A 25,710-nucleotide genomic window follows, 5' to 3' on the forward strand; every position below is an offset into this window, starting at 1 on the left:
GTCCCATGACTGATCTCGCCACAACACAGTCCAGGCGCGGCGAACTGGTGCTGAGCCTGCGCGGCGTCTCGAAGCACTTCGGCGCGGTCTCGGCCCTGACGGACATCGAGCTCGACGTGCATGCCGGTGAAGTGGTCGCCCTGGTGGGCGACAACGGCGCCGGAAAATCCACCCTGGTGAAGGTGCTTGCCGGGGTCCACCAGCCCAGCAGCGGCACCATCACCTTCGGCGGCAAGGAAGTCACGCTGGCCGATCCGGGCGCGGCGCTCGATCTGGGCATCGCCACGGTGTTCCAGGATCTCGCGCTGTGCGAAAACCTCGATGTCGTCGCGAACATCTATCTCGGCCGCGAACTGAATCCGCTGCGCCTCGACGAAGTGGCCATGGAGGTGAAGGCCTGGACGCTGCTGAACGAGCTGTCGGCGCGCATTCCCAGCGTACGCGACGTGGTCGCCTCGCTGTCGGGCGGGCAGCGGCAGACCGTGGCGATCGCGCGTTCGTTGCTGCTGGACCCGAAGCTGATCATGCTCGACGAACCGACGGCCGCGCTCGGCGTGGCCCAGACCGCCGAGGTGCTGAACCTGATCGAGCGCGTACGCGACCGCGGCCACGCCGTCATCATGATCAGCCACAACATGGAGGACGTCCGCGCGGTGGCGGACCGCATCGTGGTGCTGCGGCTCGGCCGCAACAACGGCGTCTTCTATCCCGACTCGTCGAATCAGGAACTGGTGGCGGCGATCACCGGCGCGACCGAAAACGCCGTGTCGCGCCGCGCCGGCCGGCGCCAGACCGAGCTGGGCGCCTGAACCAAGGAACCATCATGAGCAATCAAATGCAAGGCGCCCCGCAGCCTGAGCCGCAAGGCGAGCCGCAACCGTCCACGCTGCTCGATCGCAGCGATATCCGCGTGAAGCACGCCACCGGCATCGGCGGCACCGTTAGCGAATTCGTCGAACGGGTGCGCTCGGGCGATCTCGGATCGCTGCCGGTCGTGGCGGGCCTGATCATCATCTGGACCGTGTTCACCAGCCTGAACCCGGTGTTCCTCTCCGCCGACAATCTGGTGAATCTGCTGTTCGACTGCTCGACGGTCGGCGTGATCTCGCTCGGCATCGTCTGCGTGCTGATGGTGGGACAGATCGACCTCTCGGTGGGCTCGATGAGCGGCTTCGCTTCGGCGCTCGTCGGCATGCTGTGGGTCAATCACGGCTGGCCGGTGCTGCTGGCCATCGCCGCCGCCATCGCCGTCGGCGCGGTGGTCGGCGCGTTGTATGCGCTGCTGCTCAACCGGCTCGGCATGCCGAGCTTCGTCGCGACCCTGGCCGGGCTGCTCGCGATCCTCGGCATGCAGCTCTACGTGCTCGGCGCCACCGGATCGATCAATCTGCCCTACGGCTCGGCGATCGTGAACCTCGGGCAACTCATCATCATTCCCGCCGTGATTTCGTATCTCCTTGCGCTGGCGCCGGGTGCGGTGATGCTGGCGCTCGGGCTGCGCACGCGTGAGCGCCGCCGTGCGTCGCAGCTCTCCGCGCCCTCGGTGGGCAGCCTGCTCGTGCGCGCCCTCGCCATAACGGTCCTGCTGGAGGCCGTGGTGGCCTACCTCAACCGGGGGCGCGGCGTCCCGCTGATGTTCGGGGTGTTCCTCGGCCTCTCGGTCGCGATGGACTATGCGCTCAAGCGAACCCGCTGGGGCCGCTCGATGCACGCGGTCGGCGGCAATCACGAGGCCGCGCGACGCGCCGGCATCAAGGTCGGCGCCATCTACACCAGCGCCTTCGTGCTGTGCGCGAGTCTTGCCGCGCTCGGCGGCGTGCTGACCGCGGCGCGGCTCGCCTCGGCCAGTCAGCAGGCCGGCAGTGGCGACGTGAACCTGAACGCCATCGCGGCGGCGGTGATCGGCGGCACGAGCCTGTTCGGCGGCCGTGGCAGCGCGTATTCGGCGGTGCTGGGCATCATCGTCATCCAGTCGATTGCCAGCGGTCTGACGCTGTTGAACCTGTCGTCCTCGCTGCGCTTCATGATCACCGGCGCGGTGCTGGCGATCGCGGTGATCGTCGACTCGCTCGCCCGGCAGTCCCGCGTCTCGCATGGCCGCGCGTAATTCCAGCAATCCAGGAGAACAGCGAATGACTGAATCCATCAAGGGAAAGGTTGCCGCCATCACGGGTGCGGCGTCGGGCATTGGGCTCGAGTGCGCGCGCACACTGATCGCGGAAGGCGCGAAGGTGGTGCTGATCGACCGTGCAAAAGACAGGCTCGACCAACTTTGCAAGGAACTGGGGCCGAACGCGCTGCCGCTGGTCGTGGATCTGCTGCAGCCGCCGCAGGTTGCCGCGCTGCTGCCCGAGATCCTCCAGCTCGCCGGCGGGCTCGACATCTTCCATGCCAACGCCGGCGCCTACGTGGGCGGCGACGTGCTGGACGGCAATCCGGACGAGTGGGATCGCGTGCTGAACCTGAACGTCAATGCCGCGTTCCGCTCGGTGCACGCCGTGCTGCCGCACATGGTCGCGCAGAAATCAGGCGACATTATCTTTACGAGTTCCATCGCCGGGATCGTGCCGGTGGTGTGGGAGCCGATCTACACGGCGTCCAAATTCGCGGTGCAGGCCTTCGTCCACACAACGCGCCGCCAGCTCGCCAAACATGGCGTGCGGGTCGGCGCGGTGGCTCCCGGTCCGGTCGTGACGGCCCTGCTCGACGACTGGCCGAAAGCGAAGATGGATGAAGCGCTCGCCTCGGGCAGCCTGATGCAACCCAGGGAAGTTGCCGATGCCGTACTCTTCATGCTGACGCGGCCACGCAATGTGACCATTCGCGATCTCGTGATCCTTCCCAACAACGTCGATCTGTGAAACGCTCGACACGCCATCCCTAACCCGATAGTCAGCAGACCGCCAGCCATGACCTCAGAGAACCCGACCTCCGCCGCAACCGACAGCACGACCAGCAGCGCGCGCGAGGCGCGCTATGTCATCGGCGTGGACGTCGGCACGGGCAGCGCCCGGGCTGGAATATTCGACCTTGCCGGCCGCATGGTCGGGTCGGCCAAACGTGACATCACGCTGTTCCATGCGAGCGGTTCCATCGTCGAACAGTCGAGCGGCGAAATCTGGACGGCCGTGTGCGATTCCGTAAAAGAAGCGCTGTTACAGGCCGCGGTGTTGCCCGAGCAGGTTGCGGGCATCGGCTTCGACGCCACCTGTTCGCTCGTCGTGCTCGGCGCGGGCGGCCAGCCGTTACCGGTGGGTCCGTCGGAGCAGGCGGAGCGCGACATCATCGTCTGGATGGATCACCGCGCCGTCGCACAGGCCGAGCGCATCAACGCGACGGGTCACGAAGTGCTGAACTACGTGGGCGGCAAGATCTCGCCGGAAATGGAGACGCCCAAGCTGCTGTGGCTCCTCGAAAACAGGCCGGGCGTCTTCGCGGCGGCCTGGCAGTTCTTCGATCTGACCGACTTCCTCACATGGCGCGCAACCGGCGACCTGTCCCGATCGACCTGCACGGTCACCTGCAAGTGGACCTATCTCGCGCACGAGCGTCGTTGGGACGAAAGCTACTTTCGCAGCGTCGGACTGGGCGTGCTGGCGGACGAGGCTTTTGCGCGCATCGGTCAGAAGGTCGTCGACGCGGGCACGCCGCTCGGCAACGGCCTGAGCGCGGACGCCGCCGCGCAGCTCGGCCTGCGAACCGGCACGCCGGTCGCGACGGGCGTGATCGATGCCCACGCCGGAGGGATCGGCACGGTCGGCGCCGACGGTGACGCCGAGTCCTGCCTCGCCTACGTGTTCGGCACCTCGTCGTGCACGATGACCACGACCCGCAGCCCGGTCTTCGTGCCCGGCGTGTGGGGACCTTATTTTTCGGCGATGGTGCCCGATGCCTGGCTCAACGAGGGCGGCCAATCCGTTGCCGGCGCGGCCATCGAACGACTGCTCGCCATGCATCCCGCGTCCGCCGATGCACGGCTTCGCGCGCAGCGCGAAGGCTTGTCATTGCCGGCGATGCTCGCCGCCCTCGCCGCGCAAGCGGCAGACAGTTTGTCGGACGCCGTGTTGCTGGCCAACGGTCTGCATGTCGTGCCGGAGTTTCTGGGCAACCGTGCCCCGCTGGCCGACCCGCACGCCAGAGCCGTGATTGCGGGTCTTGGCATGGAAGACGATCTGGACAGCCTCGTCGCGCTCTATATTGCCGGCGTTTGCAGCATCGGCTACGGGCTGCGGCAGATCATCGAAGCGCAGGCCAACGCCGGTGCGCCGATCGAGCGGGTGGTGATCAGCGGCGGCGCCGGGCGGCTCGATCTCGTGCGGCAACTGCTCGCCGATGCGACCGGCAAGCCCGTGCTCGCCACCCAGGCGGAAGAGCCCGTGCTGCTGGGTGCCGCAATGCTCGCAGGCGTGGCCGGCGGCCAGTTCGACGACGTGCGCTCGGCCATGGCGAGGATGTCGCAGATCAGCAAGACCTATGAGCCGGGTGCCGGCAAGATCGCGGCACTGCACGAGGCGCGCTACCGCGCCTTCCTGAAATTGCAAGGCGTGGCCACAGAAATCCGCTAGACCTGCCTTCGGCGAGGACGGCGGCGCATTGGACGAGATGCCTTTACAATCCAGCACTTCGATCCGACAACCGTGACACGCGCCATGAAATACCTTCTTGCATCGACACTCGCGGTCGGCATCGCGGCCGCGAGCGCGATGGCGAACGCCCAAACGCCCGCGGGCACGGACACGCCCAAACCGGACTGCGCGATCGGGTATGTCACCGGCATTGGCGGAGCGCCGCAGAGCTTTCGCGAATACCTGGCAACGCCGGACAGAGACCGATATCGCTTCCTCGCCGACAACCCGATCCAATGCAAGATCTCCGACGAGGGACGCGCGTCGGGCTGTACCGGCATTACAAGCCTTCGCAATGAAAAAGTCAGCGTGTACGACGACATCGACAGTACTACGATGGCCGTGGTCGCGCGCGTCGAACTCGACCGGGGAACGTACCCGGTGATCATCGTCGTGCAAAAGCGCGACGTGAAATGCGAGGAGTGAGTGCGCTCGCGGGCGCTATCCGGTGACGATCCCGATGGGTCGTCCGGTCTGTCAGTACGGCATTTCGCCTGGTTTCTCAGCGAGAAAGTCGATGAACGACCGAACCTTGGACGAGACCGTCTTCTTCCTCGGATAGACCGCCCAGATCGCGGCTTCTTGTTCGCGACCAACCCCGGTCCGGTTGCCGGCGCGTCACAACCCAGCTCGGCTGACAGGTCCAGCGGCACGACGCGCGTCGGCCCGTTCGCGTACAGGTCGGCGGGGAATGTCTTGAAGGGAACACGTGAAATCAGCTTCGCGCCAATCGGGTTGGCGGCCTTGGTGTATTCGAAATCAAGGGTTTGCCAGCTCCACTGCGTGTACAGCGGAGTCGTGAAGTGAATTTACGTTCTGGCAAAGCGCGCCGGTAGCGCCCTCGGCGCAATTGAGTTTTCAGGTTTGGGGGCAAGGCAAGCGGCCGCGGTTGTGGTTTCGTGACAAGGCTTGATTCGCTTGCCGGGATGCGCGCCAAGCGCTAACGCGATTCGCGTTGCCCGTGTTGGTAGCGCGCTTCGCGTCCGAAATGAGAGGCATATGCGCATCGCCGGATTGTTCGCGTGGGCAACGGCCAACCTGGGCTTCTTGTGTCGCTGCGCATAGTCATCGCCGCGATGTTTTTTAGCGCTCGCCTCGCGAATCATCTTCGCCAAGAGCCTTTAGCCGCCGGTACAGTGTGCGCTCGCTGATGCCGAGTTGCGCGGCGAGATCCCTGCGCATCCCCACAAAACCCGCCGCTATCCGCGACAGTTCGGCATCCGTAATTTTTGGGCGAAAGAATGGGTGCAAGGATGCGGCCTCGCGGCTCGCCGGCGATACGTCGGTCCTGACCATATCGGGCAAGTGTTCCGGCCGGATCACGCCATCGTCCGCCAGCAGGCTCGCGCGTTCGAGCACGTTGCGCAGCTCGCGAATGTTGCCCGGCCAGCTATAGGCGCACAGTCGTGCGAGCGCGTCCGCTGCGACCGAGGTCTTGCGCGGCGCGCTGCTCCGTCCCGAGGCGATGCGCTGCAACGTCGAATCCACCAGCAGCGGAATATCGTCGGCGCGCTCGCGCAGCGCGGGCAGGCGGATCGGGAACGCGCTGATCCGGAAATACAGGTCCGAGCGGAACTGCCCCGCCGCCAGCATCTGCTCGAGAGGCTTGTGCGTGGCAGCCACGAGCCGGAAGTCCGCGCGCTGCGTCTCAACGCTGCCGACGCGCCGAAACGATCCCGTCTCGATGAGACGCAGCAGCTTGACCTGCATCGATAACGGCACGTCGCCTATTTCGTCGAGAAAGAGAGTCCCGCCTTGCGCCGTCTCGACGAGTCCCGGCTTGCGGCTCGAAGCACCTGTGAACGAGCCTTTCTCGTAGCCGAACAATTCGCTCTCGAACAACGTCTCCGTGATGCCGGAGCAGTCGACCACGACGAACGGCCGTTGTGCCCGATCGCTTGCCTCGTGCAGCGCCTGGGCGAACAGTTCCTTGCCGGTGCCCGACTCGCCGAGCAGCAGCACCGGCAACATCGACGGCGCAACCCGCTGCAATGCCGAAATCGCCTCGTTGAATGCGGGTGAGCGGCCGACCAGCCCGTCCACGCTTGGCCGCGCGGACGCACCACGCACCGTCGAGAGCCGCTCGACATATGCGACGATCTCGCGCCGGGCGTCGAAGATGGGGCGCAGTTCCACATCCACATGCTCGGGTCCGCGCGGCGTGTGATGGATATGCAGCACACGGTCCGCGCTGCGGATTTCGGAGGCCCGCTTCATCGGGCAATGCTCGCCGGCCTGGTCGCACGGTACGTCGTAGTGGTGCGACACCTGGTAGCAGCGGCGGCCCACGTGCGGCTGCCCCGCGACACCGAACTGCCTCCGGTATGCGGTGTTCGCCGCAAGGATCCGATAGTGCGGGTCGAGCACGATGGACGGCTGCGGGTCGTATTCCAGATAGGAGACGAGCGCGGTGATCTCGGGCGCGTCTGGCAGCGCGGCCGTCGCATCAGGCGAGGCGGCTGGCGAGGATGCGGGCTCGGGCAGGATCATGGTGGCGGACCGGAAATACGTCGAAGAACGAGCACTATACGCGGCAACTGCCAACTCCGCCACCGACTGCCATATGGCAGTCGGTGGCAGTCAGCCGCCGGCGGTTCCCGTCCGCGCAGGTTCGTGCACAACGCCGTGCAGAGCCTGAAAGCCGATATAGATCATGGATTTAACAACGCGGCGCGAGACGCCGCCCCGACTGGCACGATACTTGATTCAAGTCGCTCCCGAATGCTGCTGGACGCCCCGTCCGACAAGAGGAACGACCGCCATGACCGCCAACCAGTTTGTCGTCGAAGGATTCTTCGATCCCGCCACGTGGACCATCAGCTATCTGCTGCTGGATCCGCACACCCGGCAATGCGCGCTGATCGACAGCGTGCTCGATTACGACCCGAAATCAGGACGCACCCGAACCGGGTCCGCCGACCGCCTCGCCGCGCGCGTCGAAGCGCTGGGCGCAAGCGTGCAATGGTTGCTGGAAACGCATGTGCACGCGGACCACCTGTCCGCCGCGCCGTATCTCAGGGAACGGCTCGGCGGGCGAATCGCGATCGGCGCGCAGGTGACGTGCGTCCAGCAGGTGTTCGGCCAGCTCTTCCACGCCGGTCGTGAATTTGCCGCCAACGGCTCGCAGTTCGATCACCTCTTTGCCGACGGCGAAACCTTCGGCGTGGGACGGCTGCTAGTGCGCGTGATGCACACGCCGGGCCACACGCCGGCGTGCGTGACCTACGTGGTGAGCGATGGCGACGACCACGCGGCGTTCGTCGGCGACACGCTCTTCATGCCCGACTACGGCACTGCCCGCTGCGACTTTCCGGGCGGCGACGCAGCCACGCTGTACCGCTCGATCCGCCGTGTGCTCAGCCTGCCTGCGCACACCCGCCTCTACATGTGCCACGACTATCAGCCGGGCGGCCGCCCGGTGCAGTTCGAGAGTTCCGTAGCGGACCAACGCGAGCGCAACATTCACGTCCGCGAAGGGACGCCCGAGCAGGCCTTCGTCGCAATGCGCACGGCCCGCGATGCGACGCTCGAGATGCCCGTCCTGATCCTGCCGTCCGTTCAGGTGAACATGCGCGCCGGCCATCTGCCCGAGCCCGAGAGCAACGGCGTGTCGTATCTCAAGATTCCGGTGAATGCGCTGTAGAAGACGCGACGATCGCCGGCAGAACAGTTAGGAGAGGCAATGAATATCAAAAGATTGACGGATGCGCTGAGCGTATCCCCGCAGATTCAGGTCGCAGACCTGCCGGCGTTGCGCGCCGCGGGCTTTCGCACGTTGATATGCAACCGTCCGGACGGCGAAGGCCCCGATCAGCCGACTTTTGCTGAAATCGCGGCGGCCGCGCGCGATGAGGGAATCGAGGCGCGCTATCTGCCGGTCGAATCGGGGAGGGTGAGCGACGCTGACGCACGGCTGTTCGGCGAATACCTGCATGGCCTGCCGGGACCGGTGCTCGCGTATTGCCGCAGCGGTATGCGCTCGGCCACGCTGTGGGCGTTGTCCCGCGCCTCGGCCGAGCCGTTCGCCGGAATCGTCGCTGCCGGGAAAGCGGCCGGCTACGATCTGACCGGGCTCGCCGGCCGGATGGCGTCGCCCCTCGTGGTCTCGCAGGAGCGGCACGACATCGTGATCGTGGGGGCCGGCGCAGCCGGCATCGCAACGGCGTCGAGCCTGCTCGCGCGCTCGCCCGGCCTGGATATCGCCGTGATCGATCCGGCCGATACGCACTACTACCAGCCGGGCTGGACGATGGTCGGCGCAGGCGTGTTCCGGCCCGAGACGACGGCACGCACGATGGACGACGTGCTGCCCGGCGAGGTGCGCTGGATCAAGGCCGCGGTGGCCGCGTTCGAGCCGGAGAACCATGCCGTGGTGCTGGAAGGCTGCCGCGTCGTCCGGTATAGCCAACTGATCGTCTGCGCGGGGCTCAAGCTCGACTGGAACGCCATTGAAGGGTTGCCGCAGACACTCGGCCGCAACGGCGTGACCTCGAACTACCGCTACGACCTCGCCCCGTACACGTGGCGTCTGGTGCAGGAGCTCAAGGGCGGGCGCGCGCTGTTTACGCAGCCGCCGATGCCGATCAAATGCGCCGGCGCGCCGCAAAAGGCGATGTATCTGTCCTCCGATCACTGGCGGCGCGCCGGTCGGCTCAATGGGATCGATGTCGAGTTCTATAACGCGGGAGCGGTGCTGTTCGGCGTGGCGGACTACGTACCCGCGCTGATGAAATACGTCGAGAGCTACGGCATCAAGCTGAATTTCGGCCTCAACCTGAGCGCGATCGATGGCGAGGCGAAGCGCGCGACCTTCACGCGCACGATGGCGGATGGCGCGACCGAACGCTTCGAAACGGAATTCGACATGATTCACGTGGTGCCGCCTCAAAAGGCGCCCGACTTTATCGCCGCCAGTCCGCTCGCCGACGCGGCGGGCTGGCTCGACGTCGACCCGACGACCTTGCGACACAAGCGTTTTGACAACGTCTACGGGCTTGGCGACGTGACCAACACGCCGAACGCAAAGACCGCCGCCGCCGCCCGCAAGCAGGCGCCGGTCGTCGCGCACAACGTGCTCGCGGCGCTCGGCGCAATGCCGGGGATCGCAAAGTACGACGGCTATGGCTCGTGTCCGCTGACGGTCGAGCGCGGCAAGATCGTCCTCGCCGAGTTTCTCTACGGCGGCAAGGTCGCGCCGACCTTCCCCGGCTGGCTGATCGACGGCAAGCATCCGTCGCGGCTCGCCTGGCTGCTGAAGGAGCGCATCCTGCCGCCGCTCTATTGGCGCGGCATGCTCAGGGGCAAGGAGTGGCTCGCCCGTCCCCGGCTCGCCGAATGAGCGGCGGTCTGTCATCAACCCTCGAGTCTATCCATGCTGATCTCACTTCTACTCGGCGCAATCGTGGGCGCGTTGCTCGGTCTCACGGGCGCGGGCGGCGGCATTCTCGCGGTGCCCGCGCTGGTGTTCGGGATGGGCTGGCCGATGCAGCAGGCCACGCCGGTCGCGCTCGTCGCGGTATCGAGCAGCGCGGCGGTCGGCGCGCTCGAGGCGTTCCGCAAGGGGCTTGTCCGCTATCGCGCCGCGCTGTTCATGGCGATAGCCGGGATTCCGGCGACAGCGCTGGGCGCCCGTCTCGCACACGCGTTACCGCAGCGTTTGCTGCTTACGCTCTTTGCCGGCGTGATGCTGGTCGTCGCGGTTCGGCTGCTGCGCCACACGCTCCGCAGCGGCGCGGCGCCCCAGCCTGAATCGGCGCTGTGCGTGGCGCGCCTCGATCCCGCGACCGGCCGGCTTGTCTGGTCGTGGGCGACGGGCGCGGCGCTCGCGGCGACAGGCGCGCTCACCGGACTGATGACCGGTCTGCTCGGTGTCGGCGGAGGCTTCATCATCGTGCCGATGATGCGCAAGCTGACCAACGTGCCCATGCACGGCGTGGTGGCCACTTCGTTGCTGGTGATCACGCTGGTCGGCGGCGGCGGTGTCATCGCCACGGTGCGCCACGGCACAGCGCTGCCGCTCGAAGTCGTGCTGTGGTTCAGCCTCGCCACAGGCGCGGGGATGCTGGCGGGACGCGTGGCGTCTCATCGTCTGCCGGGGCACCAGGTGCAGCTCGGTTTTGCAGCGATTCTGATCTGCGTGGCGCTAGGACTGATGGCGAAGGCCGCGATCGCCTGACGCCGCTCAGTTGCTAGTGCGCGGCCTGGGTCGCGCGCAGCATCGAGCGGCACCGGTTCAGTCTTGCGGCTTCCCGGAACCGATGGTGTCCAACGACGACAACACGTCCTGCGGCAAATCAAGGTTCACGCTTTCGATGTTCTGCCTCAGATGCTCGACCGACGAGGTGCCGGGAATCAGCAGTATGTTCGGCGAGCGATGCAGCAACCATGCAAGCGCCACCTGCATCGGCGTCGCGCCGCACTGGTTAGCCGCGTCGTTCAGCGCTTCGGCCTGCAGCGGAGAGAAGCCGCCGAGCGGAAAGAACGGCACATAGGCGATCCCATCTTCCGCGAGACTGTCGATCAGCACGTCATCGTTGCGATGCGCGAGGTTGTACAGGTTCTGCACGCATACGATCTCCGTCATCGCGCGTCCCTGCGCGATCTGCTTCGCCGTCACGTTGCTCAACCCAATGTGCCGAATCAAGCCTTTTGCCTGAAGCTGCGCGAGTGCGGCTAGCGGCGCTTCGATATCGCCCTCGGCCGGCGCGGTGACGTCGAACATCACGCGAAAGTTCACGACGTCCAGCACATCGAGACCGAGATGGCGAAGGTTGTCATGCACCGCCGACTCCAGTTCCGCCGCCGAGGCGGCGAGGTTCCACGAGCCATCGCTACCTCGGCTCGCGCCCACTTTCGTAACGATAGTGAGCGCATCGGGATACGGATGAAGCGCCTCGCGGATGATCTGATTGGTCACGTGGGGGCCGTAGAAATCGCTCGTATCGATATGGGTGATTCCGCTTTCAACGGCCGTACGGAGCACGGCTATCGCCGCGTTGCGGTCTTTCGGCGGACCGAAAACGTGTGGACCCGCCAGCTGCATCGCACCGTAGCCCATGCGCGTAACAGGGAAATCGCCAAGTTCAAACGTGCCTGCCCGCGTCACTTCAGTCATCGATGCACTCCTTTTTTCGGGTTGATGTTTCTGTCGCTGAAACCTGCTCGAATAGAATACGAATAATCATTCAGATTGTGAATTCGCATATGCGCACCGATAACGGACAGGGGCTGAACGCCCGCAAACAGCCGCAGCAGGCGCGTTCGCAAGCCACCGTGGACGCCATTTTCGATGCGACTATTCAGGTTTTGCTGGCCGAAGGGTTGCAGCGGCTCACCACCATCCGGGTAGCCGAGCGAGCCGGTGTATCGGTCGGCACGCTCTATCAGTACTTTCCGCAAAAGCAGGCGCTTCTCTTTGCCGTGCTGCAACGACATCTGGAAAGGGTGGTGAGCGCGACGGAAGCCGCCGCCGGGTCGGCGCACAACGCCACTTTGTCGGCAATGGTGAAGGCGGTCGTTGCCGCATTCGTGAAAGCAAAGACGGAGAACCTGGACGAATCGCGTGCGCTATACGCAGTTGCCCTCGAACTCGACTCGCGCGACTACGTACGCGAAGTGCAGACTCGCAGCCGCGTGGCGCTGGAGGCGATGCTGAAAACGGCTTCCGACGCGCAGTTTGACGACATTCCCACGACCACTTTCATGTTCATGGGCGCATTGGCCGGCCCTGTCCGTTCGCTGCTCGAGAACAAGCCGCCACCATCCATGATCCGCAAGCTACGCGGTCAACTTGAGTCGCTTTGTCTAGGGTATCTGGAACGCGAGGCGCGTCCGAAGTGATCGGTGAGCACGGGTCTCGAACGCGACAGGTGCCACACACGCTGAAATCCGCGCCACCCATGTGAAAACCGGCTGACATGCTGCCGGAAAAAGTCTAGCCGGCCTGCCCTCGTTGCGAGGGCGCGACCGTGCGCGACTGTCGCTGCCCGACGCCTTCGGGCCGGGCAGCGACGCGATCGCCGGGCGTCCCCGGCGATCGACTCCTGGGTCCTGCGCGCCTGACTGCGACAGAACCGTTGCGCCTTACTTGCGCTTCAGTTGCGAGATATCCCGCACCGCGCCGCGGTCAGCGGAGGTGGCCAGCGCCGCATAGGCCTGCAACGCCTGCGACACCACGCGCTCACGCGCCGCCGGCATCCACGCCTTGTCGCCGCGCGCCACCATGGCTGCGCGGCGGCGCGCCAATTCCTCGTCCGTGACCACCAGGTGCATCTTGCGATTAGGAATGTCGATTTCGATCACATCGCCCTCTTCCACCAGACCGATCGTGCCGCCTTCGGCCGCTTCCGGCGACGCGTGCCCGATCACCAGCCCGGACGAACCGCCGGAGAAGCGGCCGTCGGTGAAGAGCGCGCAGGTCTTGCCCAAGCCCTTCGATTTCAGATACGACGTGGGGTAAAGCATTTCCTGCATGCCGGGGCCGCCCTTGGGGCCTTCGTAACGGATCACGACCACGTCGCCAGCCACCACTTTGTCGCCCAGAATGGCTTCGACGGCGTCGTCCTGACTTTCGTACACGCGCGCACGCCCGGAGAAAATCCACTGCGATTCGTCGACACCCGCGGTCTTGACGATACAACCCTTGTCCGCGAGGTTGCCGTACAGCACGGCGAGGCCGCCGTCTTTCGAATACGCGTTCTCCTTGCTGCGAATGCAGCCGGTCTTGCGGTCCGTATCCAGCGAGGCGAACGTGGCCTCCTGACTGAACGCGACGGTGGTCGGAATGCCGCCCGGCGCCGCGCGGAAGAACTTCTGCGCGGCTTCGCCGGCGCCGCCGGCGATGTCCCATTGGGCGATCGCATTGCCCAGCGTGCCGCTATGCACGTTGCCGCACGACAGGTCGAGCAGATCCGCGCGAGCCAGTTCACCCAGAATACCGAGGATGCCGCCGGCACGGTGAACGTCTTCGATATGGTATTTGTCGGTGGCGGGCGCGGCTTTGCACAGGCAAGGCACTTTGCGCGAGATGCGATCGATGTCGGACATGGTGAAATCGACGCCGGCTTCCTGCGCCGCCGCCAGCAGGTGAAGCACGGTGTTGGTCGAACCGCCCATGGCGACGTCGAGCGCCATGGCGTTCTCGAATGCCGCCTTGCTCGCGATGCTGCGCGGCAGGACCGACGCGTCTTCTTCCTGATAGTAGCGGCGGCACAGGTCCACCACCAGACGGCCGGCCTGCTCGAACAGACCCTTGCGCCATGCGTGCGTGGCGACGATCGTGCCGTTGCCGGGCAACGCCAGACCGATGGCTTCGGTCAGGCAATTCATCGAGTTCGCGGTGAACATGCCCGAGCAGGAGCCGCACGTCGGGCAGGCGCTGCGCTCGATCTCCGCGACTTCCGCGTCGCTGACCTTCGAGTCGGCCGCCTTGATCATCGCGTCGATCAGATCGATTTTGGCGATCACCTGCCCGTCTTTCGGCGACGTGACCTTGCCCGCTTCCATCGGACCGCCGGAGACGAACACGACGGGAATGTTCAGGCGCATGGCGGCCATCAGCATGCCTGGCGTGATCTTGTCGCAATTGGAGATGCAGACCATGGCGTCGGCGCAATGCGCGTTGACCATGTACTCGACCGAGTCGGCGATCAGTTCGCGCGAGGGCAGCGAATACAGCATGCCGCCGTGGCCCATGGCGATGCCGTCGTCCACTGCGATGGTATTGAATTCCTTGGCGACGCCGCCAGCCGCTTCGATCTGCTTCGCGACCAGCGCGCCGAGGTCGCGCAAATGCACATGCCCCGGCACGAACTGGGTGAACGAGTTCACCACCGCAATAATGGGCTTGCCGAAATCACCGTCCTTCATGCCGGTGGCACGCCACAGCGCGCGTGCGCCGGCCATGTTGCGACCATGAGTCGAAGTTCGTGAACGATATTCAGGCATCTGTATCCTCAGGTATTGGGGTCTTTTAACTTGGAATGGCACTCCGCGCGGACCGGCCACATGACCTTTTCAGGGCGTGACGGCATACGCCTGCCCCGCCGGCAGCGGCTCGCGATACCGCGAATGGTGTGCGTTGGGAATGGACGAATAGTGCGAGAGCGCGAGTAAGACGTCCAATATATTTTTTCAGCGCAATTAGGTCGAAAAAGATATTGATAGCGTTCGATCAGCGGACGGAAGATGTGGAGATAGCGCGGCGATCGTCAGGCGCACGCCCCAATTACTGAATTTCACTCACAAGCCCATGCAATTCTGACCATATTGTTGAGCGAAGTGTATGCACTTAACCTTGACTTCATCACGCAACGTCGGCGAAGGACTGAGCGCTGCCCTGCATGGGGCGCGAGCCGCGTTGCCTCGCTCAATCATCGGAATGGAATCATGGAAAATCGCAAGCTCGGAAACAACCTCGAAGTCTCGGCGCTCGGCTTGGGCTGCATGAGCATGAGTTCGGCATATGGGCCGCCCGCGGACAGGCAGGAAATGATCAAGCTCATCCGCGCGGCACACGAGCGGGGCGTTACGCTGTTCGACACAGCGGAAGCCTACGGGCCTTTCGTCAATGAAGAGCTGGTTGGCGAAGCGTTGCAGCCGGTCCGTGACAAGGTCGTTATCGCCACCAAGTTCGGCTTCGACATCGACCTCGCAACCGGTGAACGCCGCGGCGGCACCAATAGCCGCCCCGAGCACATCAGAGCCGTCGCAGAAGCCGCGCTCAAGCGTTTGCGAACCGATCGCATCGATCTGTTCTATCAGCATCGCGTGGATCCGGCGGTGCCGATCGAAGACGTGGCCGGCGCCGTAAAGGCGTTGATTGCCGAAGGCAAGGTCAAGCATTTTGGGCTGTCCGAGGCAGGCGTGCAAACCATCCGTCGAGCCCATGCGGTCCAGGCAGTGACCGCCGTGCAAAGCGAGTTTTCGCTGTTCTGGCGAGCGCCGGAACAGGAGCTTCTTCCAACCCTCGAAGAGCTTGGTATCGGATTCGTACCTTTTAGCCCCTTGGGCGCGGGTTTTCTCACCGGCAAAATTGACGAGACCACCCAGTTCGATTCAACGGATTTTCGCAATCTCGTTCCTCGTTTTTCGGTCGAGGCACGCAAGGCGAATATGGCGCTCGTCAACGTCGTCAAATCCGTCGGCGCGCGCAAGGGCGCCAGCCCGGCTCAGGTCGCACTCGCATGGCTGCTGGCGCAGAAGCGCTGGATCGTGCCGATCCCGGGTACGACCAAACTTCAGCGCCTGGAGGAAAATCTTGGTGGCGCCGATCTGGTGCTATCGCGAGAAGACCTCGTTGAAATCGACCGGGAGACCTCCAGGATCAAGGTGCAGGGCGAGCGGCTGCCCGAGGCCGTGCTGAAGATGACAGGCCTTTAGACGAAAGAGACGAACGGCCGCTCAAGGATTGCCATGGACATCTGAACGTCCCTTCAATCTGGCTCGTCGCTAGATGAGCCCTTGAGCCGTCATGGCTAAGAGCAGCCGCTCGGCCCCGATGCCGAAACCGGCTCCCTCCCGATATGCCCCTCCGCCCACAACTTGTTGCTGCGCTCCGAGTTCGGTGCAACGCATCTCGAAGCCCTGCCCGTTCAGGTAGTAGCTGAGGCCTCTGCGGGCCGCGCCGTCGACTTCATAGTTCAGTCCGAGTGAATCGAAAAAGCCAATCGCTATAGCCTGGCTCCGCCTCGCAGCCCGTTCCGGGCTTGAGGACAGGTATTCGAATCCCAGTTGCGTAAACTCCCGATAGCGGCCGGCCTGCGGCCGCTCATATCGATAGCACCGTGCAACGTAAAACAGCATGCGTTCCTCTCGCCGACCGAGCAGTTCGTCGCACTTCTCCTGGAACAAAGCCGTGGCTTCCGGGATCAGGCAGCAGGGACGTCCCTTCTTATCCGGAAAGGCCCACATCTGATCGACGATCTCGCTGCCACCCGCCTTCTGGATAAACGTGTCCTGCGACCACAAAGCGGGAACGATCGCCTCTTGCGCTCCCGCGTCAATGAAGATAGCTCCGGAACCTGTCCTCCAGAGCGCGTATTTGCGCAGCTTCCTTTCCAACGATAAAACGGGTTCCGCGAATCATGGTCATGAGATCCTCTCGAGTCTGAAAATAAAAAAAGGCGCCTGAGGCGCCTTGATCGTTTGTGCATGGAGCAGGAAGAACCGAACTCTCCAGTTCCTTGCTATGGACGTAACGAACCACGGCGCATTGAATTGCAGCCGTGATGATGGTGAGACCTGGTCGGGACGTTACGGAGTTCCATGTCGCCGATATTGACACACAAAGCTGATGTTGTGTGCAAGTCGATTTGTCTCCGGGTGGTCCGATTGAACGACCGCACCGTTAAAACACGACGACGCAATTTCCGCGCTAACGAACAGTCGCATACACTCTGGTGTTCGACAGTCGCCCGCCCGGCTCGACCCGCGAGTGGCGCAGCGTCCCTTCGAAATCCATACCCACGCGCTCGCAGATCCGCCAACTTTTTGCGTTGAGTTCATCGACCATGGCTTGGACCCGCCGCGCGCGCAGATCCGCAAACGCGAATTTCAAAAGTGCGTCTACGCCTTCGCTTATCAAACCTCGCCCGAGATACTGCGTGCGGCCCCACCATCCAATGTCGAAGGCGGGAATGGACCAAACGGGCCGATGTATGCCTGCGCAGCCGACCACTGTTTCGGTGTTGCGGAGGAACATCAGGAAAGGAAAGTCGCGCCGCGCGGCGAAATCAGCGAATCCGTTTCGGCAAAATGCTTCGGATGCTTCGAGCGAGGGGGCGTCGAGGGCCCATGGAAGGGATGCGGGAAATTCTCTTAGCGCGTCCAGAGAATCAACGGTAGCGTCGAAAACCATTTGCCCGTCGCCCGGGCGAGGGCATCGGACGGTCAGCCGTTCGGTCTGAAGCGCATCGCACACATCCAGCAGAATCGGTTGCATGTCTCTCCGGGTCGCCTTGTCGATCGGCCATTCGCCGCAGCGTTTGAATATACCGAGTAACAAAAGCCCGAGCAACGTCGCTTTGGATCACGCAAAAACGAGCGACCACCTCTCCTTAGTGCCGCCACGAACCATGCGGCAGTTCCACCTCTCGCTTCGCTTCAGCCAACCTCTCCAGAAGACCCGCCCGATCCAGCCGAACGCAATACGCGGGCTTCGCCCGTTCAAAGCGCCAGCTCGCGGACAACGAGCCCGCATCGACAGCGTCGAAACCGAATTGATCCAGAATACCGGCTACCACCTGCTTGGCCGCGAGGTCGTCGCCCGCCATTGGCAGCGCACGCCTTGCTGATTCTCCAGCCGGAGTGCCGTCCGTTTCGAGATCCTTTGCGAGAATCGCGTTGAAGGCCTTCACCAGCCTCGCTCCGCGCAAATGGCGCGCCATCAATTCACTGGTGGTTATGGCGTGCTGGTCCAGTACGTCGATATGACCATCGCGCTCGGGATAATAGTTGCACGTGTCGATCACGATCTTCCCTTCCAGCTCCGCAACGGGCAGCGCGAGGTAATGGCGAAACGGCACCGCCACCACGGCCAGCTCGCCGAATACCGCGGCCTCACGCGCGGTGCCGACCCGGCAGCCAATTGCCGCGGCTGTGCTCATCAGCGTTTCCGTGCCCCGCGAGTTGCTTATCATCACCTCGTGCCCGTGCTGTTTTGCCAGCGTCGCCATCGCCCTGCCAAGAAATCCCGCACCCAAAATACCCATCTTCATTTTCAATCTCCTGTTGAACTTGCCGGCGGCATCATCAACCGCCCGCACCGTGCAACTACTATGATTGAAAACCTGAACGAGATAAACGATGATTCCGGTTCGCCTGTAGAAACTATGAGTGGGGAATCATGGACCGCCTGACCAGCATGGCCATCTTCGTCAAAGCCGCCGAAAGCGGCTCGTTTGCGGCAGCCGCTCTCGCCTTCGGCATTTCGTCGCAAATGGCCGGGCGGCATGTGATCGCGCTCGAAGAGCGGGTCGGCGCGCCGCTTCTTGCCCGTACCACCCGTCGCCAGAGCTTGACCGAAATCGGACAGATATTTTATGAACGCTGCAAAGCCCTGCTCGCGGATGCCGAGGCGGCGGAATCGGTAGCCATGGACTTCTCAGCGTCGCCGCGTGGACGGCTGCGTGTCACTGCCCCGGTTACATTTGGATCCTGTTGCCTGGCGCCGTTAATCACGCGCTATCTTCGCGCGCATCCCGACGTGCAGGTCGATCTCACGCTAACCGATCGTTTTGTGGATCTCGTGGATGAAGGTTATGAAGTGGCGATCCGGCTCGGCACCCTGTCGGATTCGTCGATGATCGCAAAACCGCTGATGCCGTATCGACTGCTCGCCTGCGCGTCGCCCGCTTATCTGCAGGAACGGGGTGAGCCCAAAACACCGGAAGCACTGGTCAAGCATGAGTGCCTTGGTTTTTCCTTCACGTCGCTACCGCCGTACAACGAGTGGGTCTTCGGCAGTTCGCGCGGCAAGCATGCCGTGACCGTCACCGGGCGCTTTCAGGCGAACGATACGAAGGCACTGATTGCGGCTGCGGTTGACGGCTTTGGCATCGCACTCGCCCCGGAGATTGCCGTCAAAGAGGATATTGCCGCAGGCCGACTCGTGCGTCTTCTGCGCAAATACGAGGCGCCTGAACGGCCCATGCACGCGGTCTTTACCGCTAGACGGGTCACGCCGAAATTGCGCGCGTTCATCGACCTGGTGGTGGAAGAATTCGGACCTCGGGTTAGCACCGTCAATCGACGAGGGCGATCGCAAAGCTCCGCTGTGACTGAAGTACGATGAAGTCGACAAACAAGTCCGCCACGCTTTTCATGCGTCATGCAGGGTATCTGCCGCGCGATCCGGGCAATCGGTCGATGCATCACGCGAGGCAGCAGCAGGGAAAGCGCCAGTGAGAGATAGCCGCCCTCCATTGCGTCCGCTCGATCACAGCAACGGCAGCGTCAGTCTGATGTGTTCCGCGAATGCCGTGATCAGATGGGAGGGACGCTCCCGCTCGAACTTCAAGGTAATGCCAATGGTGGGCAACGGCGGAAGCGCCGGATCGCCATTGAGTATGTGGAGATCCGGGGCGACCGCCGTCTGCGTGATGACGGCGAACGCCTGCCCCGAGCGGACCAGCGCCGTGAGACCGGCGAGACTGCTGCTTGCATAGGCGATGCGGTAAGCCCTGCCCGCGATTCGCAGCGCGTCGCAGGCGGCCGCATGGTCGAGCGTGTCCGGATCGGAAACCGCCAGCGGCAAAGGGTCGAAGTGCACCGGATCCAGCCCCGGACTGCCGACCCAGACCAGCGGTTCGCGCCGAATGATGTCGTCATCCGGCGCGTCATCCGGCACCGAGATCATCGCAAGGTCCAGCGCATGCATCTCCAGTTGTTCGAGCAAGCGCGGAGTGGGCGCGCAAACCACCTCCACCAGCGCCTGAGGGTGCTGGCTCGAGAACTGACGCAGCAAATGCGGCAGGAAAACCGCCGCGTAGTCGTCCGGGCAGCCGAACCGGATCGTGCCCGACAGCCCTTTACCCGACAGGTCTGCCATCGCCTCGTCGTGCAGTCGCAGAATGCGTTGTGCGTGGATCAACAGCCGTTCGCCGGGGTCCGTCAGCACCACGCCGCGACCCGTGCGCTGAAACAGCGGCTGCTCGACGATTTCTTCGAGCCGCTTCATCTGCTGACTCAGCGCCGACTGGGTCCGGCCGATCCGGTTGGCCGCACGAGTGAGCGCCCGAACTTCGGCGACGACGATGAACGACCGCAGCAGATCGATTTCGAGTGAAAGACTCAAGGTATTAGGCTCGCTTCTATCTTCTATAAGAACTATTAGGTTCTATGAAATCAGAGAGCCACCTAGACTGCAAGCATTCCCGCCACAGCCAAGGAGAACCTCCGTGTCCCGCAACGACGACGCAACTTTCTGGCGCAACGCCAGGCAGCACCTCATTCGATATGGCGGCACCTTCGAGCCGATGATCATCGAGCGCGCGCAGGGCAGCTTCGTCTATGACGCGGACGGCCGCGCGATCCTGGATTTCACTTCGGGGCAGATGAGCGCGGTGCTCGGGCACAGCCATCCGGAAATCGTCTCGGTCATCAACGAATACGCAGGCAAGCTCGACCATCTGTTCAGCGGGATGCTGTCGCGTCCGGTGGTCGACCTCGCGACCCGGCTGGCCGACATCACGCCTGACGGACTCGACCGGGCGCTGTTGCTCAGCACAGGCGCGGAGTCGAACGAGGCCGCCATCCGGATGGCGAAGCTGGTCACGGGCAAATATGAAATCGTCGGCTTCGCGCAGTCGTGGCACGGCATGACGGGCGGAGCAGCGTCCGCCACCTACAGTGCCGGCCGCAAGGGCGTCGGTCCGGCCGCCGTCGGCTCCTTTGCGATCCCCGCGCCGTTCCCGTACCGGCCGCGGTTCGAGCGCAACGGTGAATACGACTACCTGGCGGAGCTGGACTACGCCTTCGATCTCATCGACCGCCAGTCCAGCGGCAACCTCGCCGCTTTCATCGCGGAGCCGATTCTCAGTTCCGGCGGAATCATCGAACTGCCGCCAGGCTACATGGTCGCGTTGAAGCGCAAATGCGAGGAGCGCGGCATGCTGCTGATCCTCGATGAAGCGCAAACCGGGGTCGGGCGCACGGGCACGATGTTCGCCTGCCAGCGCGACGGCGTCACGCCCGACATTCTCACGCTGTCGAAGACGCTGGGCGCCGGCCTGCCGCTCGCGGCCGTCGTGACCTCCGCGCAGATCGAAGAACGGGCCCACGAATTGGGTTACCTGTTCTACACGACCCATGTGTCCGATCCGCTTCCGGCGGCCGTCGGTCTACGAGTGCTGGACGTGGTCGAGCGCGACGGGCTGGTTGCGCGGGCGAACCTGATGGGCGAGCGGCTCAAACGCGGCCTGCTGGATCTGATGGAGCGCTTCGAGTGCATCGGCGACATTCGCGGACGCGGGCTGCTGCTGGGTATGGAAATCGTCAAGGACCGCCGCACGAAGGAACCGGCGGATGGGCTTGGCGCAAAGATCACCCGCGAGTGCATGAAGCTGGGGCTCAGCATGAACATCGTGCAGTTGCCCGGTATGGGCGGGGTGTTCCGGATCGCGCCGCCGCTGACCGTTCACGAGGATGAGGTGGATCTCGGGCTGGCGTTGCTCGGACAGGCTATCGAGCGCTCGCTTTGATCGACTCGCAAGACGGCGGACAAAACGGAATTGTCGCGCGGAGAATCACGTTCATGTGATCGACCAGTGGGTCGAATATGTATCTCATATTCGACCACATATTGAGCTTAAAGCAAAACAATCGACTCGATCATCACAAATATGTCAGACTAAATCAGTGATCGAAATTGGAAAAGCAAGATGCTTAAGCTGCATGAGTCGATCGTCACCGATCTGATCGAGTCGATCGTGTCCGGGCAATTTGCGCCGGGCACCTCGCTGCCGAACGAGATCGAACTCGCCGAGGCGAGAGGGGTCAGCCGTACCGCGGCGCGGGAAGCCATGCAGAAGCTGCAGTCCCTTGGCCTGATCGAAGTGCGTCGACGCAAAGGAGCCAGCGTGCTGCCCCGCGGCGCCTGGAATCTCCTCGACCCGAGCGTGCTCGAGGTGGCCGTCAAGTATGTGGCGGACGTCGACTTCTTTCATGATCTGATCGAAGCGCGTCTTCTGATCGAGCCTCGCGCCGCGGAACTCGCCGCACAACGCGCGAACGACCGGGATCTCGAACGCATCGGAGCGGCGCTCACGTCAATGGGAGCCGAGGCCGACGGAACACGCGGCCCCGGTTGGCACGACGCGGATCTGTCGTTCCATGCCTCGATCATCGACGCAACCGGGAACTGGGTTCTACGACAACTGATCGTGACGATCCGGGCAGCGCTTGCCGCCGAGATCCGCGTGACGGGCCAGCATGCGGCCGACCCGAGAGACTCCTTGCAAATGCACCAAAACGTCTTTGACGCGATTCGCCGGCGACAGCCCACGCAGGCGCATGCCGCCATGACCTAGCTACTCCTCTCGACGCGGCGCGATCTCGACGCAATCGGTCGCGGCGAGGTACGCCGCTCGCAGGGATAGTCGATTAGCTGCTTGTCAGAAGTACTCAACCGGCACACAAAGGTGACGATATGCGCAAACTCCGCTCGCAGAGTTGGTTCGGCAGGAACGACAAGGACAGTTTCATCCACCGCTGTGGATGAAGAATCAGGGCATTCCACACGACGAATTCGACGGACGCCCGGTGATCGGCATCTGCAATACGTGGTCCGAACTGACGCCGTGCAACGCGCATTTTCGCGAGCTCGCCGAGTATGTGAAAAAAGGCGTGCACGAAGCGGGCGGCCTGCCGCTCGAGTTCCCGGTGATGTCGCTCGGCGAGTCGAATCTGCGCCCTACCGCGATGCTGTTCCGCAACCTCGCCTCGATGGACGTCGAGGAATCGATTCGCGGCAATCCCATGGACGGCGTGATCCTGCTGGTCGGCTGCGACAAGACCACGCCCGCGCTGCTGATGGGCGCGGCGTCGTGCAATCTGCCCGCGCTCGCGGTATCGGGCGGTCCGATGCTCAATGGCCGCTTTCGCGGCAAGAACATCGGCTCCGGCACAGGCGTCTGGCAGATGTCCGAAGAAGTACGCGCCGGTGCGATGACGCAGGAGGAATTCACCGAAGCCGAGTCGTGCATGAACCGCTCGCGCGGCCACTGCATGACGATGGGCACGGCCTCGACGATGGCCTCGATGGTCGAATCGCTCGGCATGGGCTTGCCGCACAACGCGGCGATTCCCGCGGTCGACGCGCGCCGTCAGGTGCTCGCGCATCTCGCGGGGCGCCGCATCGTCGACATGGTCCGCGAGGATCTGACGATGGACAAGATCCTCACGCGTCAGGCCTTCGAAAACGCCATCCGCACGAACGCGGCGATCGGTGGCTCGACCAATGCGGTCGTCCATCTGATCGCGCTCGCCAAGCGTATTGGCGTGGAGTTGTCGCTGGAGGACTGGGAGCTGGGTTCGGACGTGCCGTGTCTCGTGAATCTGCAACCGTCGGGCGAATACCTGATGGAGGACTTTTACTACGCGGGCGGTTTGCCGGCCGTGTTGAAGCAACTCGGCGAACAGGGACTGCTGCATAAGGAAGCGCTGACGGTAAACGGCAAGACACTCTGGGACAACGTGCGCAACGCCCCGAACTATGACGAAAAGGTCATCACGACGTTCGCCGAGCCGTTCAAGCCGAAGGCCGGCATCGCGGTGCTCAAGGGCAACCTGGCGCCGAATGGCGCGGTGATCAAACCGTCGGCGGCGACCGCGAAGCTGCTGAAACACCGCGGCCGCGCCGTGGTGTTCGAGAACATCGAGGAACTGCACGCGAAGATCGACGACGAGTCGCTCGACATCGACGAGCATTGCATCATGGTGCTCAAGGGCGCCGGGCCGAAGGGTTATCCGGGTTTCGCCGAAGTCGGCAACATGCCGCTGCCGAAAAAGGTGCTGCAAAAAGGCATTACGGACATGGTGCGCATTTCCGACGGTCGCATGAGCGGCACGGCGTACGGTGCCGTTGTGCTGCACGTGTCGCCGGAAGCGGCCGCAGGCGGCCCGCTCGCGTTCGTGCGAACCGGCGACATGATCGAACTCGATGTCGAAGCACGGCGCCTGCATCTGGACGTCAGCGACGACGAACTCGCGCGCCGGCGCGCCGCATGGCAGGCGCCGGAAGCGCCCAAACGCGGCTACTACAAGCTCTACGTCGAACACGTGCTGCAAGCGGACCAGGGCGCCGATCTCGACTTCCTGGTGGGGTCGAGCGGCGCGCCGGTGCCGCGCGATTCGCATTGAACCCCGTCTCCCCAGCGGGTGATATCGATGACACCCGACTCTCATTCTTCGCCGAGCGGCATCTGGCCTGTTCTGTACGCCTACTTCGACGCCCACAACCAGTTGGATCGCGAAGCCATGCGGACGCAGATCGACGCGACGATCACGGCGGGCGCCCGGAGCATCGTCATACTCGGTCTCGCGACCGAAGTGAACCGGCTATCGCTTGATGAGAAACATCGACTGATCGACTGGGCAAGCGAAGACATCGCCGCACGTGTCCCGCTCGTCGTCACCATCACGGGCGATACCGTGAACGCGCAAGTCGCAATGGCCGACTACGCCGTCGAGCGCGGCGCTTCGTGGCTGATCCTTCAGCCGCCGTCGATGCGGGACCAGCCGGAATCGTTCTACTTCGACTTCTTTGCAGCGGTGATGCAGCGCACGCGCGTCCCGGTCGGCATACAGAACGCGCCGGAATATCTCGGCGTCGGCTTGTCGGCTGAATCGATCGTGGCGCTGGCGAGTCGGTGTCCAGATTTTCGCCTGCTCAAAGGCGAAGGACCCGCGACCACGATTCAGCGCACGGTCGAGCGGCTGCGCGCGCTTGGCCATACGTTGCCGGTTTTCAATGGCAGGGGCGGACAGGAACTCGTCGACAATCTGCGCGCCGGCTGTGCCGGACTGATCGTCGCGCCGGACACATTCGACTGGCAGGTCGCAATGCAACAAGCGTTCGCTGACGGACTCGAACAGGATGCCGAAGCACTTTATGCCCAGGCCCTGCCGGCTATCGTCTTTGTGATGCAGTCGCTCGACGCGCTTACCTGCTATGGCAAGCGGATCGCCGCGTGGCGCATGGGCTTCGACGTGCAGCACGATCGCGGCGTCGCACCGACCGCGTTCGGGCTGGAATGCGCACGACGCTTTGCAACGCGGTTGGGTGCTTTCCGGTCCCACGCCGGCTCCAACGACGCCTGACGAACCGCTGATTGCTCCACTGCCGTGACTCACTGCGACGTGTACGAACCCAACCTGTCCGGCTGACGTCCGCTTTACAGGAAGCGGGCGCTGTTCCCGTTGACCACGATCCGTCTAAACGAACCATTATCGATCGACCGCGTGGGCTCAATCGTCCGATGCTCTGTCGTGGCTTCGCCGATACCGGCTGGACAGGTTGGCAGGTTGCTCGCCACGAGCGAAACCCTTACGGCGGCCGATCTTCTCAACTGGCAGGTTGGTACGCTCC

21 protein-coding genes and 3 pseudogenes are annotated in these 25,710 nt (G+C 63.7%); 15 read left to right on the forward strand and 9 right to left on the reverse strand.

Features of this window, described 5'->3' with window-relative positions; genetic code table 11:
* The first annotated feature begins 5 nt into the window (after positions 1 to 5).
* The 5 genes from CJU94_RS25930 to CJU94_RS25950 all read left to right on the forward strand — a co-directional run bounded on the left by CJU94_RS25930 (position 6) and on the right by CJU94_RS25950 (position 5,051).
* Positions 6 to 809: an ATP-binding cassette domain-containing protein gene (locus tag CJU94_RS25930; RefSeq protein WP_095421495.1), complete on the forward strand. Its 804-nt coding sequence runs from the start codon at positions 6 to 8 to the stop codon at positions 807 to 809.
* 14 nt (positions 810 to 823) lie between these two features.
* Entirely contained in the window at positions 824 to 2,107 is a 1,284-nt protein-coding gene (locus CJU94_RS25935) for a sugar ABC transporter permease (protein ID WP_095421496.1), read from the forward strand.
* 25 nt (positions 2,108 to 2,132) lie between these two features.
* The gene (locus CJU94_RS25940) at positions 2,133 to 2,861 is read left to right on the forward strand and encodes an SDR family oxidoreductase (RefSeq protein ID WP_095421497.1); all 729 of its coding nucleotides are present in this window, start codon (positions 2,133 to 2,135) and stop codon (positions 2,859 to 2,861) included.
* 48 nt (positions 2,862 to 2,909) lie between these two features.
* Positions 2,910 to 4,565 carry an FGGY-family carbohydrate kinase gene (locus CJU94_RS25945; protein ID WP_095421498.1) on the forward strand — a complete coding sequence of 552 codons (1,656 nt, stop codon included), beginning with the start codon at positions 2,910 to 2,912 and terminating at the stop codon, positions 4,563 to 4,565.
* A gap of 84 nt (positions 4,566 to 4,649) precedes the next feature.
* Positions 4,650 to 5,051, forward strand: a complete 402-nt coding sequence (locus CJU94_RS25950) for a hypothetical protein (protein WP_095421499.1) — start codon at positions 4,650 to 4,652, stop codon at positions 5,049 to 5,051.
* Between the two features lie 51 nt (positions 5,052 to 5,102).
* On the opposite strand, the pseudogene CJU94_RS42425 reads toward CJU94_RS25950, so the two are convergent.
* From CJU94_RS42425 to CJU94_RS25965, 3 genes and pseudogenes are all read right to left on the reverse strand, one after another.
* Positions 5,103 to 5,204: pseudogene (locus tag CJU94_RS42425) on the reverse strand (LysR family transcriptional regulator); the annotation flags it as partial.
* Positions 5,205 to 5,209: 5 nt separating this feature from the next.
* A pseudogene (locus CJU94_RS41890) lies at positions 5,210 to 5,434 on the reverse strand (cupin); the annotation flags it as partial.
* Positions 5,435 to 5,708: 274 nt separating this feature from the next.
* A complete protein-coding gene (locus CJU94_RS25965) occupies positions 5,709 to 7,115 on the reverse strand; it encodes a sigma-54 interaction domain-containing protein (protein ID WP_095421500.1) in 1,407 nt (468 codons plus the stop codon).
* A gap of 271 nt (positions 7,116 to 7,386) precedes the next feature.
* Between CJU94_RS25965 and CJU94_RS25970 the strand changes: the two genes are divergently transcribed.
* Genes CJU94_RS25970 through CJU94_RS25980 form a run of 3 tightly spaced genes read left to right on the forward strand, consistent with a single transcriptional unit; the run spans position 7,387 to position 10,800 of the window.
* Positions 7,387 to 8,268 carry an MBL fold metallo-hydrolase gene (locus tag CJU94_RS25970; protein WP_095421501.1) on the forward strand — a complete coding sequence of 294 codons (882 nt, stop codon included), beginning with the start codon at positions 7,387 to 7,389 and terminating at the stop codon, positions 8,266 to 8,268.
* Positions 8,269 to 8,307: 39 nt separating this feature from the next.
* The gene (locus CJU94_RS25975; protein WP_095421502.1) at positions 8,308 to 9,963 is read left to right on the forward strand and encodes a bifunctional protein tyrosine phosphatase family protein/NAD(P)/FAD-dependent oxidoreductase; all 1,656 of its coding nucleotides are present in this window, start codon (positions 8,308 to 8,310) and stop codon (positions 9,961 to 9,963) included.
* Positions 9,964 to 9,996: 33 nt separating this feature from the next.
* Complete coding sequence (locus CJU94_RS25980; RefSeq protein WP_095421503.1) at positions 9,997 to 10,800, forward strand: sulfite exporter TauE/SafE family protein; 804 nt, start codon at positions 9,997 to 9,999, stop codon at positions 10,798 to 10,800.
* Between the two features lie 57 nt (positions 10,801 to 10,857).
* Here the strand turns inward: CJU94_RS25980 and CJU94_RS25985 are convergent, their stop codons facing one another.
* Positions 10,858 to 11,739 (reverse strand): aldo/keto reductase family oxidoreductase, encoded by an 882-nt coding sequence (locus CJU94_RS25985; protein WP_095421504.1) that lies wholly within the window; start codon positions 11,737 to 11,739, stop codon positions 10,858 to 10,860.
* A gap of 89 nt (positions 11,740 to 11,828) precedes the next feature.
* Between CJU94_RS25985 and CJU94_RS25990 the strand changes: the two genes are divergently transcribed.
* Entirely contained in the window at positions 11,829 to 12,464 is a 636-nt protein-coding gene (locus CJU94_RS25990) for a TetR/AcrR family transcriptional regulator (protein WP_095421505.1), read from the forward strand.
* A 243-nt stretch (positions 12,465 to 12,707) separates the two neighbouring features.
* Here CJU94_RS25990 and ilvD read toward each other — a convergent pair whose 3' ends face one another.
* Positions 12,708 to 14,570, reverse strand: a complete 1,863-nt coding sequence (gene ilvD, locus CJU94_RS25995) for a dihydroxy-acid dehydratase (protein ID WP_095421506.1) — start codon at positions 14,568 to 14,570, stop codon at positions 12,708 to 12,710.
* A gap of 441 nt (positions 14,571 to 15,011) precedes the next feature.
* Here ilvD and CJU94_RS26000 point away from each other — a divergent pair, with 441 nt between their 5' ends.
* The gene (locus CJU94_RS26000) at positions 15,012 to 16,004 is read left to right on the forward strand and encodes an aldo/keto reductase (protein ID WP_095421507.1); all 993 of its coding nucleotides are present in this window, start codon (positions 15,012 to 15,014) and stop codon (positions 16,002 to 16,004) included.
* A 69-nt stretch (positions 16,005 to 16,073) separates the two neighbouring features.
* Here the strand turns inward: CJU94_RS26000 and CJU94_RS26005 are convergent, their stop codons facing one another.
* From CJU94_RS26005 to CJU94_RS26015, 3 genes are all read right to left on the reverse strand, one after another.
* On the reverse strand, positions 16,074 to 16,685 hold the full coding sequence (locus CJU94_RS26005; protein ID WP_208645411.1) for an ATP phosphoribosyltransferase regulatory subunit: 612 nt from the start codon (positions 16,683 to 16,685) through the stop codon (positions 16,074 to 16,076).
* 313 nt (positions 16,686 to 16,998) lie between these two features.
* Positions 16,999 to 17,565 carry a GNAT family N-acetyltransferase gene (locus CJU94_RS26010; RefSeq protein WP_095421508.1) on the reverse strand — a complete coding sequence of 189 codons (567 nt, stop codon included), beginning with the start codon at positions 17,563 to 17,565 and terminating at the stop codon, positions 16,999 to 17,001.
* A gap of 115 nt (positions 17,566 to 17,680) precedes the next feature.
* Positions 17,681 to 18,340: an NADPH-dependent F420 reductase gene (locus CJU94_RS26015; RefSeq protein WP_095421509.1), complete on the reverse strand. Its 660-nt coding sequence runs from the start codon at positions 18,338 to 18,340 to the stop codon at positions 17,681 to 17,683.
* Positions 18,341 to 18,468: 128 nt separating this feature from the next.
* Here CJU94_RS26015 and CJU94_RS26020 point away from each other — a divergent pair, with 128 nt between their 5' ends.
* Positions 18,469 to 19,416 (forward strand): LysR family transcriptional regulator, encoded by a 948-nt coding sequence (locus CJU94_RS26020; RefSeq protein ID WP_095421510.1) that lies wholly within the window; start codon positions 18,469 to 18,471, stop codon positions 19,414 to 19,416.
* A 144-nt stretch (positions 19,417 to 19,560) separates the two neighbouring features.
* On the opposite strand, the gene CJU94_RS26025 is transcribed toward CJU94_RS26020, so the two are convergent.
* Positions 19,561 to 20,418 (reverse strand): LysR family transcriptional regulator, encoded by an 858-nt coding sequence (locus tag CJU94_RS26025; protein ID WP_095421511.1) that lies wholly within the window; start codon positions 20,416 to 20,418, stop codon positions 19,561 to 19,563.
* Between the two features lie 103 nt (positions 20,419 to 20,521).
* Here CJU94_RS26025 and CJU94_RS26030 point away from each other — a divergent pair, with 103 nt between their 5' ends.
* The 4 genes and pseudogenes from CJU94_RS26030 (at position 20,522) to CJU94_RS26045 (ending at position 25,442) form a co-directional block, all read left to right on the forward strand.
* Positions 20,522 to 21,823 (forward strand): aspartate aminotransferase family protein, encoded by a 1,302-nt coding sequence (locus tag CJU94_RS26030; RefSeq protein WP_095421512.1) that lies wholly within the window; start codon positions 20,522 to 20,524, stop codon positions 21,821 to 21,823.
* A gap of 180 nt (positions 21,824 to 22,003) precedes the next feature.
* Positions 22,004 to 22,651, forward strand: coding sequence for a FadR/GntR family transcriptional regulator (locus tag CJU94_RS26035; RefSeq protein ID WP_095421513.1), 648 nt, complete (start codon positions 22,004 to 22,006; stop codon positions 22,649 to 22,651).
* A 119-nt stretch (positions 22,652 to 22,770) separates the two neighbouring features.
* Positions 22,771 to 24,482, forward strand: a pseudogene (locus tag CJU94_RS26040) (IlvD/Edd family dehydratase).
* Between the two features lie 27 nt (positions 24,483 to 24,509).
* Positions 24,510 to 25,442 carry a dihydrodipicolinate synthase family protein gene (locus CJU94_RS26045; protein WP_208645412.1) on the forward strand — a complete coding sequence of 311 codons (933 nt, stop codon included), beginning with the start codon at positions 24,510 to 24,512 and terminating at the stop codon, positions 25,440 to 25,442.
* The last annotated feature ends 268 nt before the right edge of the window (positions 25,443 to 25,710 follow it).

It is taken from the genome of Paraburkholderia aromaticivorans (assembly GCF_002278075.1).
Taxonomy (GTDB): Bacteria; Pseudomonadota; Gammaproteobacteria; order Burkholderiales; family Burkholderiaceae; genus Paraburkholderia; species Paraburkholderia aromaticivorans.

Bases quoted from the DNA above. Each gene is read 5' to 3' on its own strand.
- CJU94_RS25930 (WP_095421495.1), top strand. From the start codon at position 6: ATGACTGATCTCGCCACAACACAGTCCAGGCGCGGCGAACTGGTGCTG.
- CJU94_RS25935 (WP_095421496.1), top strand. From the start codon at position 824: ATGAGCAATCAAATGCAAGGCGCCCCGCAGCCTGAGCCGCAAGGCGAG.
- CJU94_RS25940 (WP_095421497.1), top strand. From the start codon at position 2,133: ATGACTGAATCCATCAAGGGAAAGGTTGCCGCCATCACGGGTGCGGCG.
- CJU94_RS25945 (WP_095421498.1), top strand. From the start codon at position 2,910: ATGACCTCAGAGAACCCGACCTCCGCCGCAACCGACAGCACGACCAGC.
- CJU94_RS25950 (WP_095421499.1), top strand. From the start codon at position 4,650: ATGAAATACCTTCTTGCATCGACACTCGCGGTCGGCATCGCGGCCGCG.
- CJU94_RS25965 (WP_095421500.1), bottom strand. From the start codon at position 7,115: ATGATCCTGCCCGAGCCCGCATCCTCGCCAGCCGCCTCGCCTGATGCG.
- CJU94_RS25970 (WP_095421501.1), top strand. From the start codon at position 7,387: ATGACCGCCAACCAGTTTGTCGTCGAAGGATTCTTCGATCCCGCCACG.
- CJU94_RS25975 (WP_095421502.1), top strand. From the start codon at position 8,308: ATGAATATCAAAAGATTGACGGATGCGCTGAGCGTATCCCCGCAGATT.
- CJU94_RS25980 (WP_095421503.1), top strand. From the start codon at position 9,997: ATGCTGATCTCACTTCTACTCGGCGCAATCGTGGGCGCGTTGCTCGGT.
- CJU94_RS25985 (WP_095421504.1), bottom strand. From the start codon at position 11,739: ATGACTGAAGTGACGCGGGCAGGCACGTTTGAACTTGGCGATTTCCCT.
- CJU94_RS25990 (WP_095421505.1), top strand. From the start codon at position 11,829: ATGCGCACCGATAACGGACAGGGGCTGAACGCCCGCAAACAGCCGCAG.
- ilvD (WP_095421506.1), bottom strand. From the start codon at position 14,570: ATGCCTGAATATCGTTCACGAACTTCGACTCATGGTCGCAACATGGCC.
- CJU94_RS26000 (WP_095421507.1), top strand. From the start codon at position 15,012: ATGGAAAATCGCAAGCTCGGAAACAACCTCGAAGTCTCGGCGCTCGGC.
- CJU94_RS26010 (WP_095421508.1), bottom strand. From the start codon at position 17,565: ATGCAACCGATTCTGCTGGATGTGTGCGATGCGCTTCAGACCGAACGG.
- CJU94_RS26015 (WP_095421509.1), bottom strand. From the start codon at position 18,340: ATGAAGATGGGTATTTTGGGTGCGGGATTTCTTGGCAGGGCGATGGCG.
- CJU94_RS26020 (WP_095421510.1), top strand. From the start codon at position 18,469: ATGGACCGCCTGACCAGCATGGCCATCTTCGTCAAAGCCGCCGAAAGC.
- CJU94_RS26035 (WP_095421513.1), top strand. From the start codon at position 22,004: ATGCTTAAGCTGCATGAGTCGATCGTCACCGATCTGATCGAGTCGATC.
- CJU94_RS26045 (WP_208645412.1), top strand. From the start codon at position 24,510: ATGACACCCGACTCTCATTCTTCGCCGAGCGGCATCTGGCCTGTTCTG.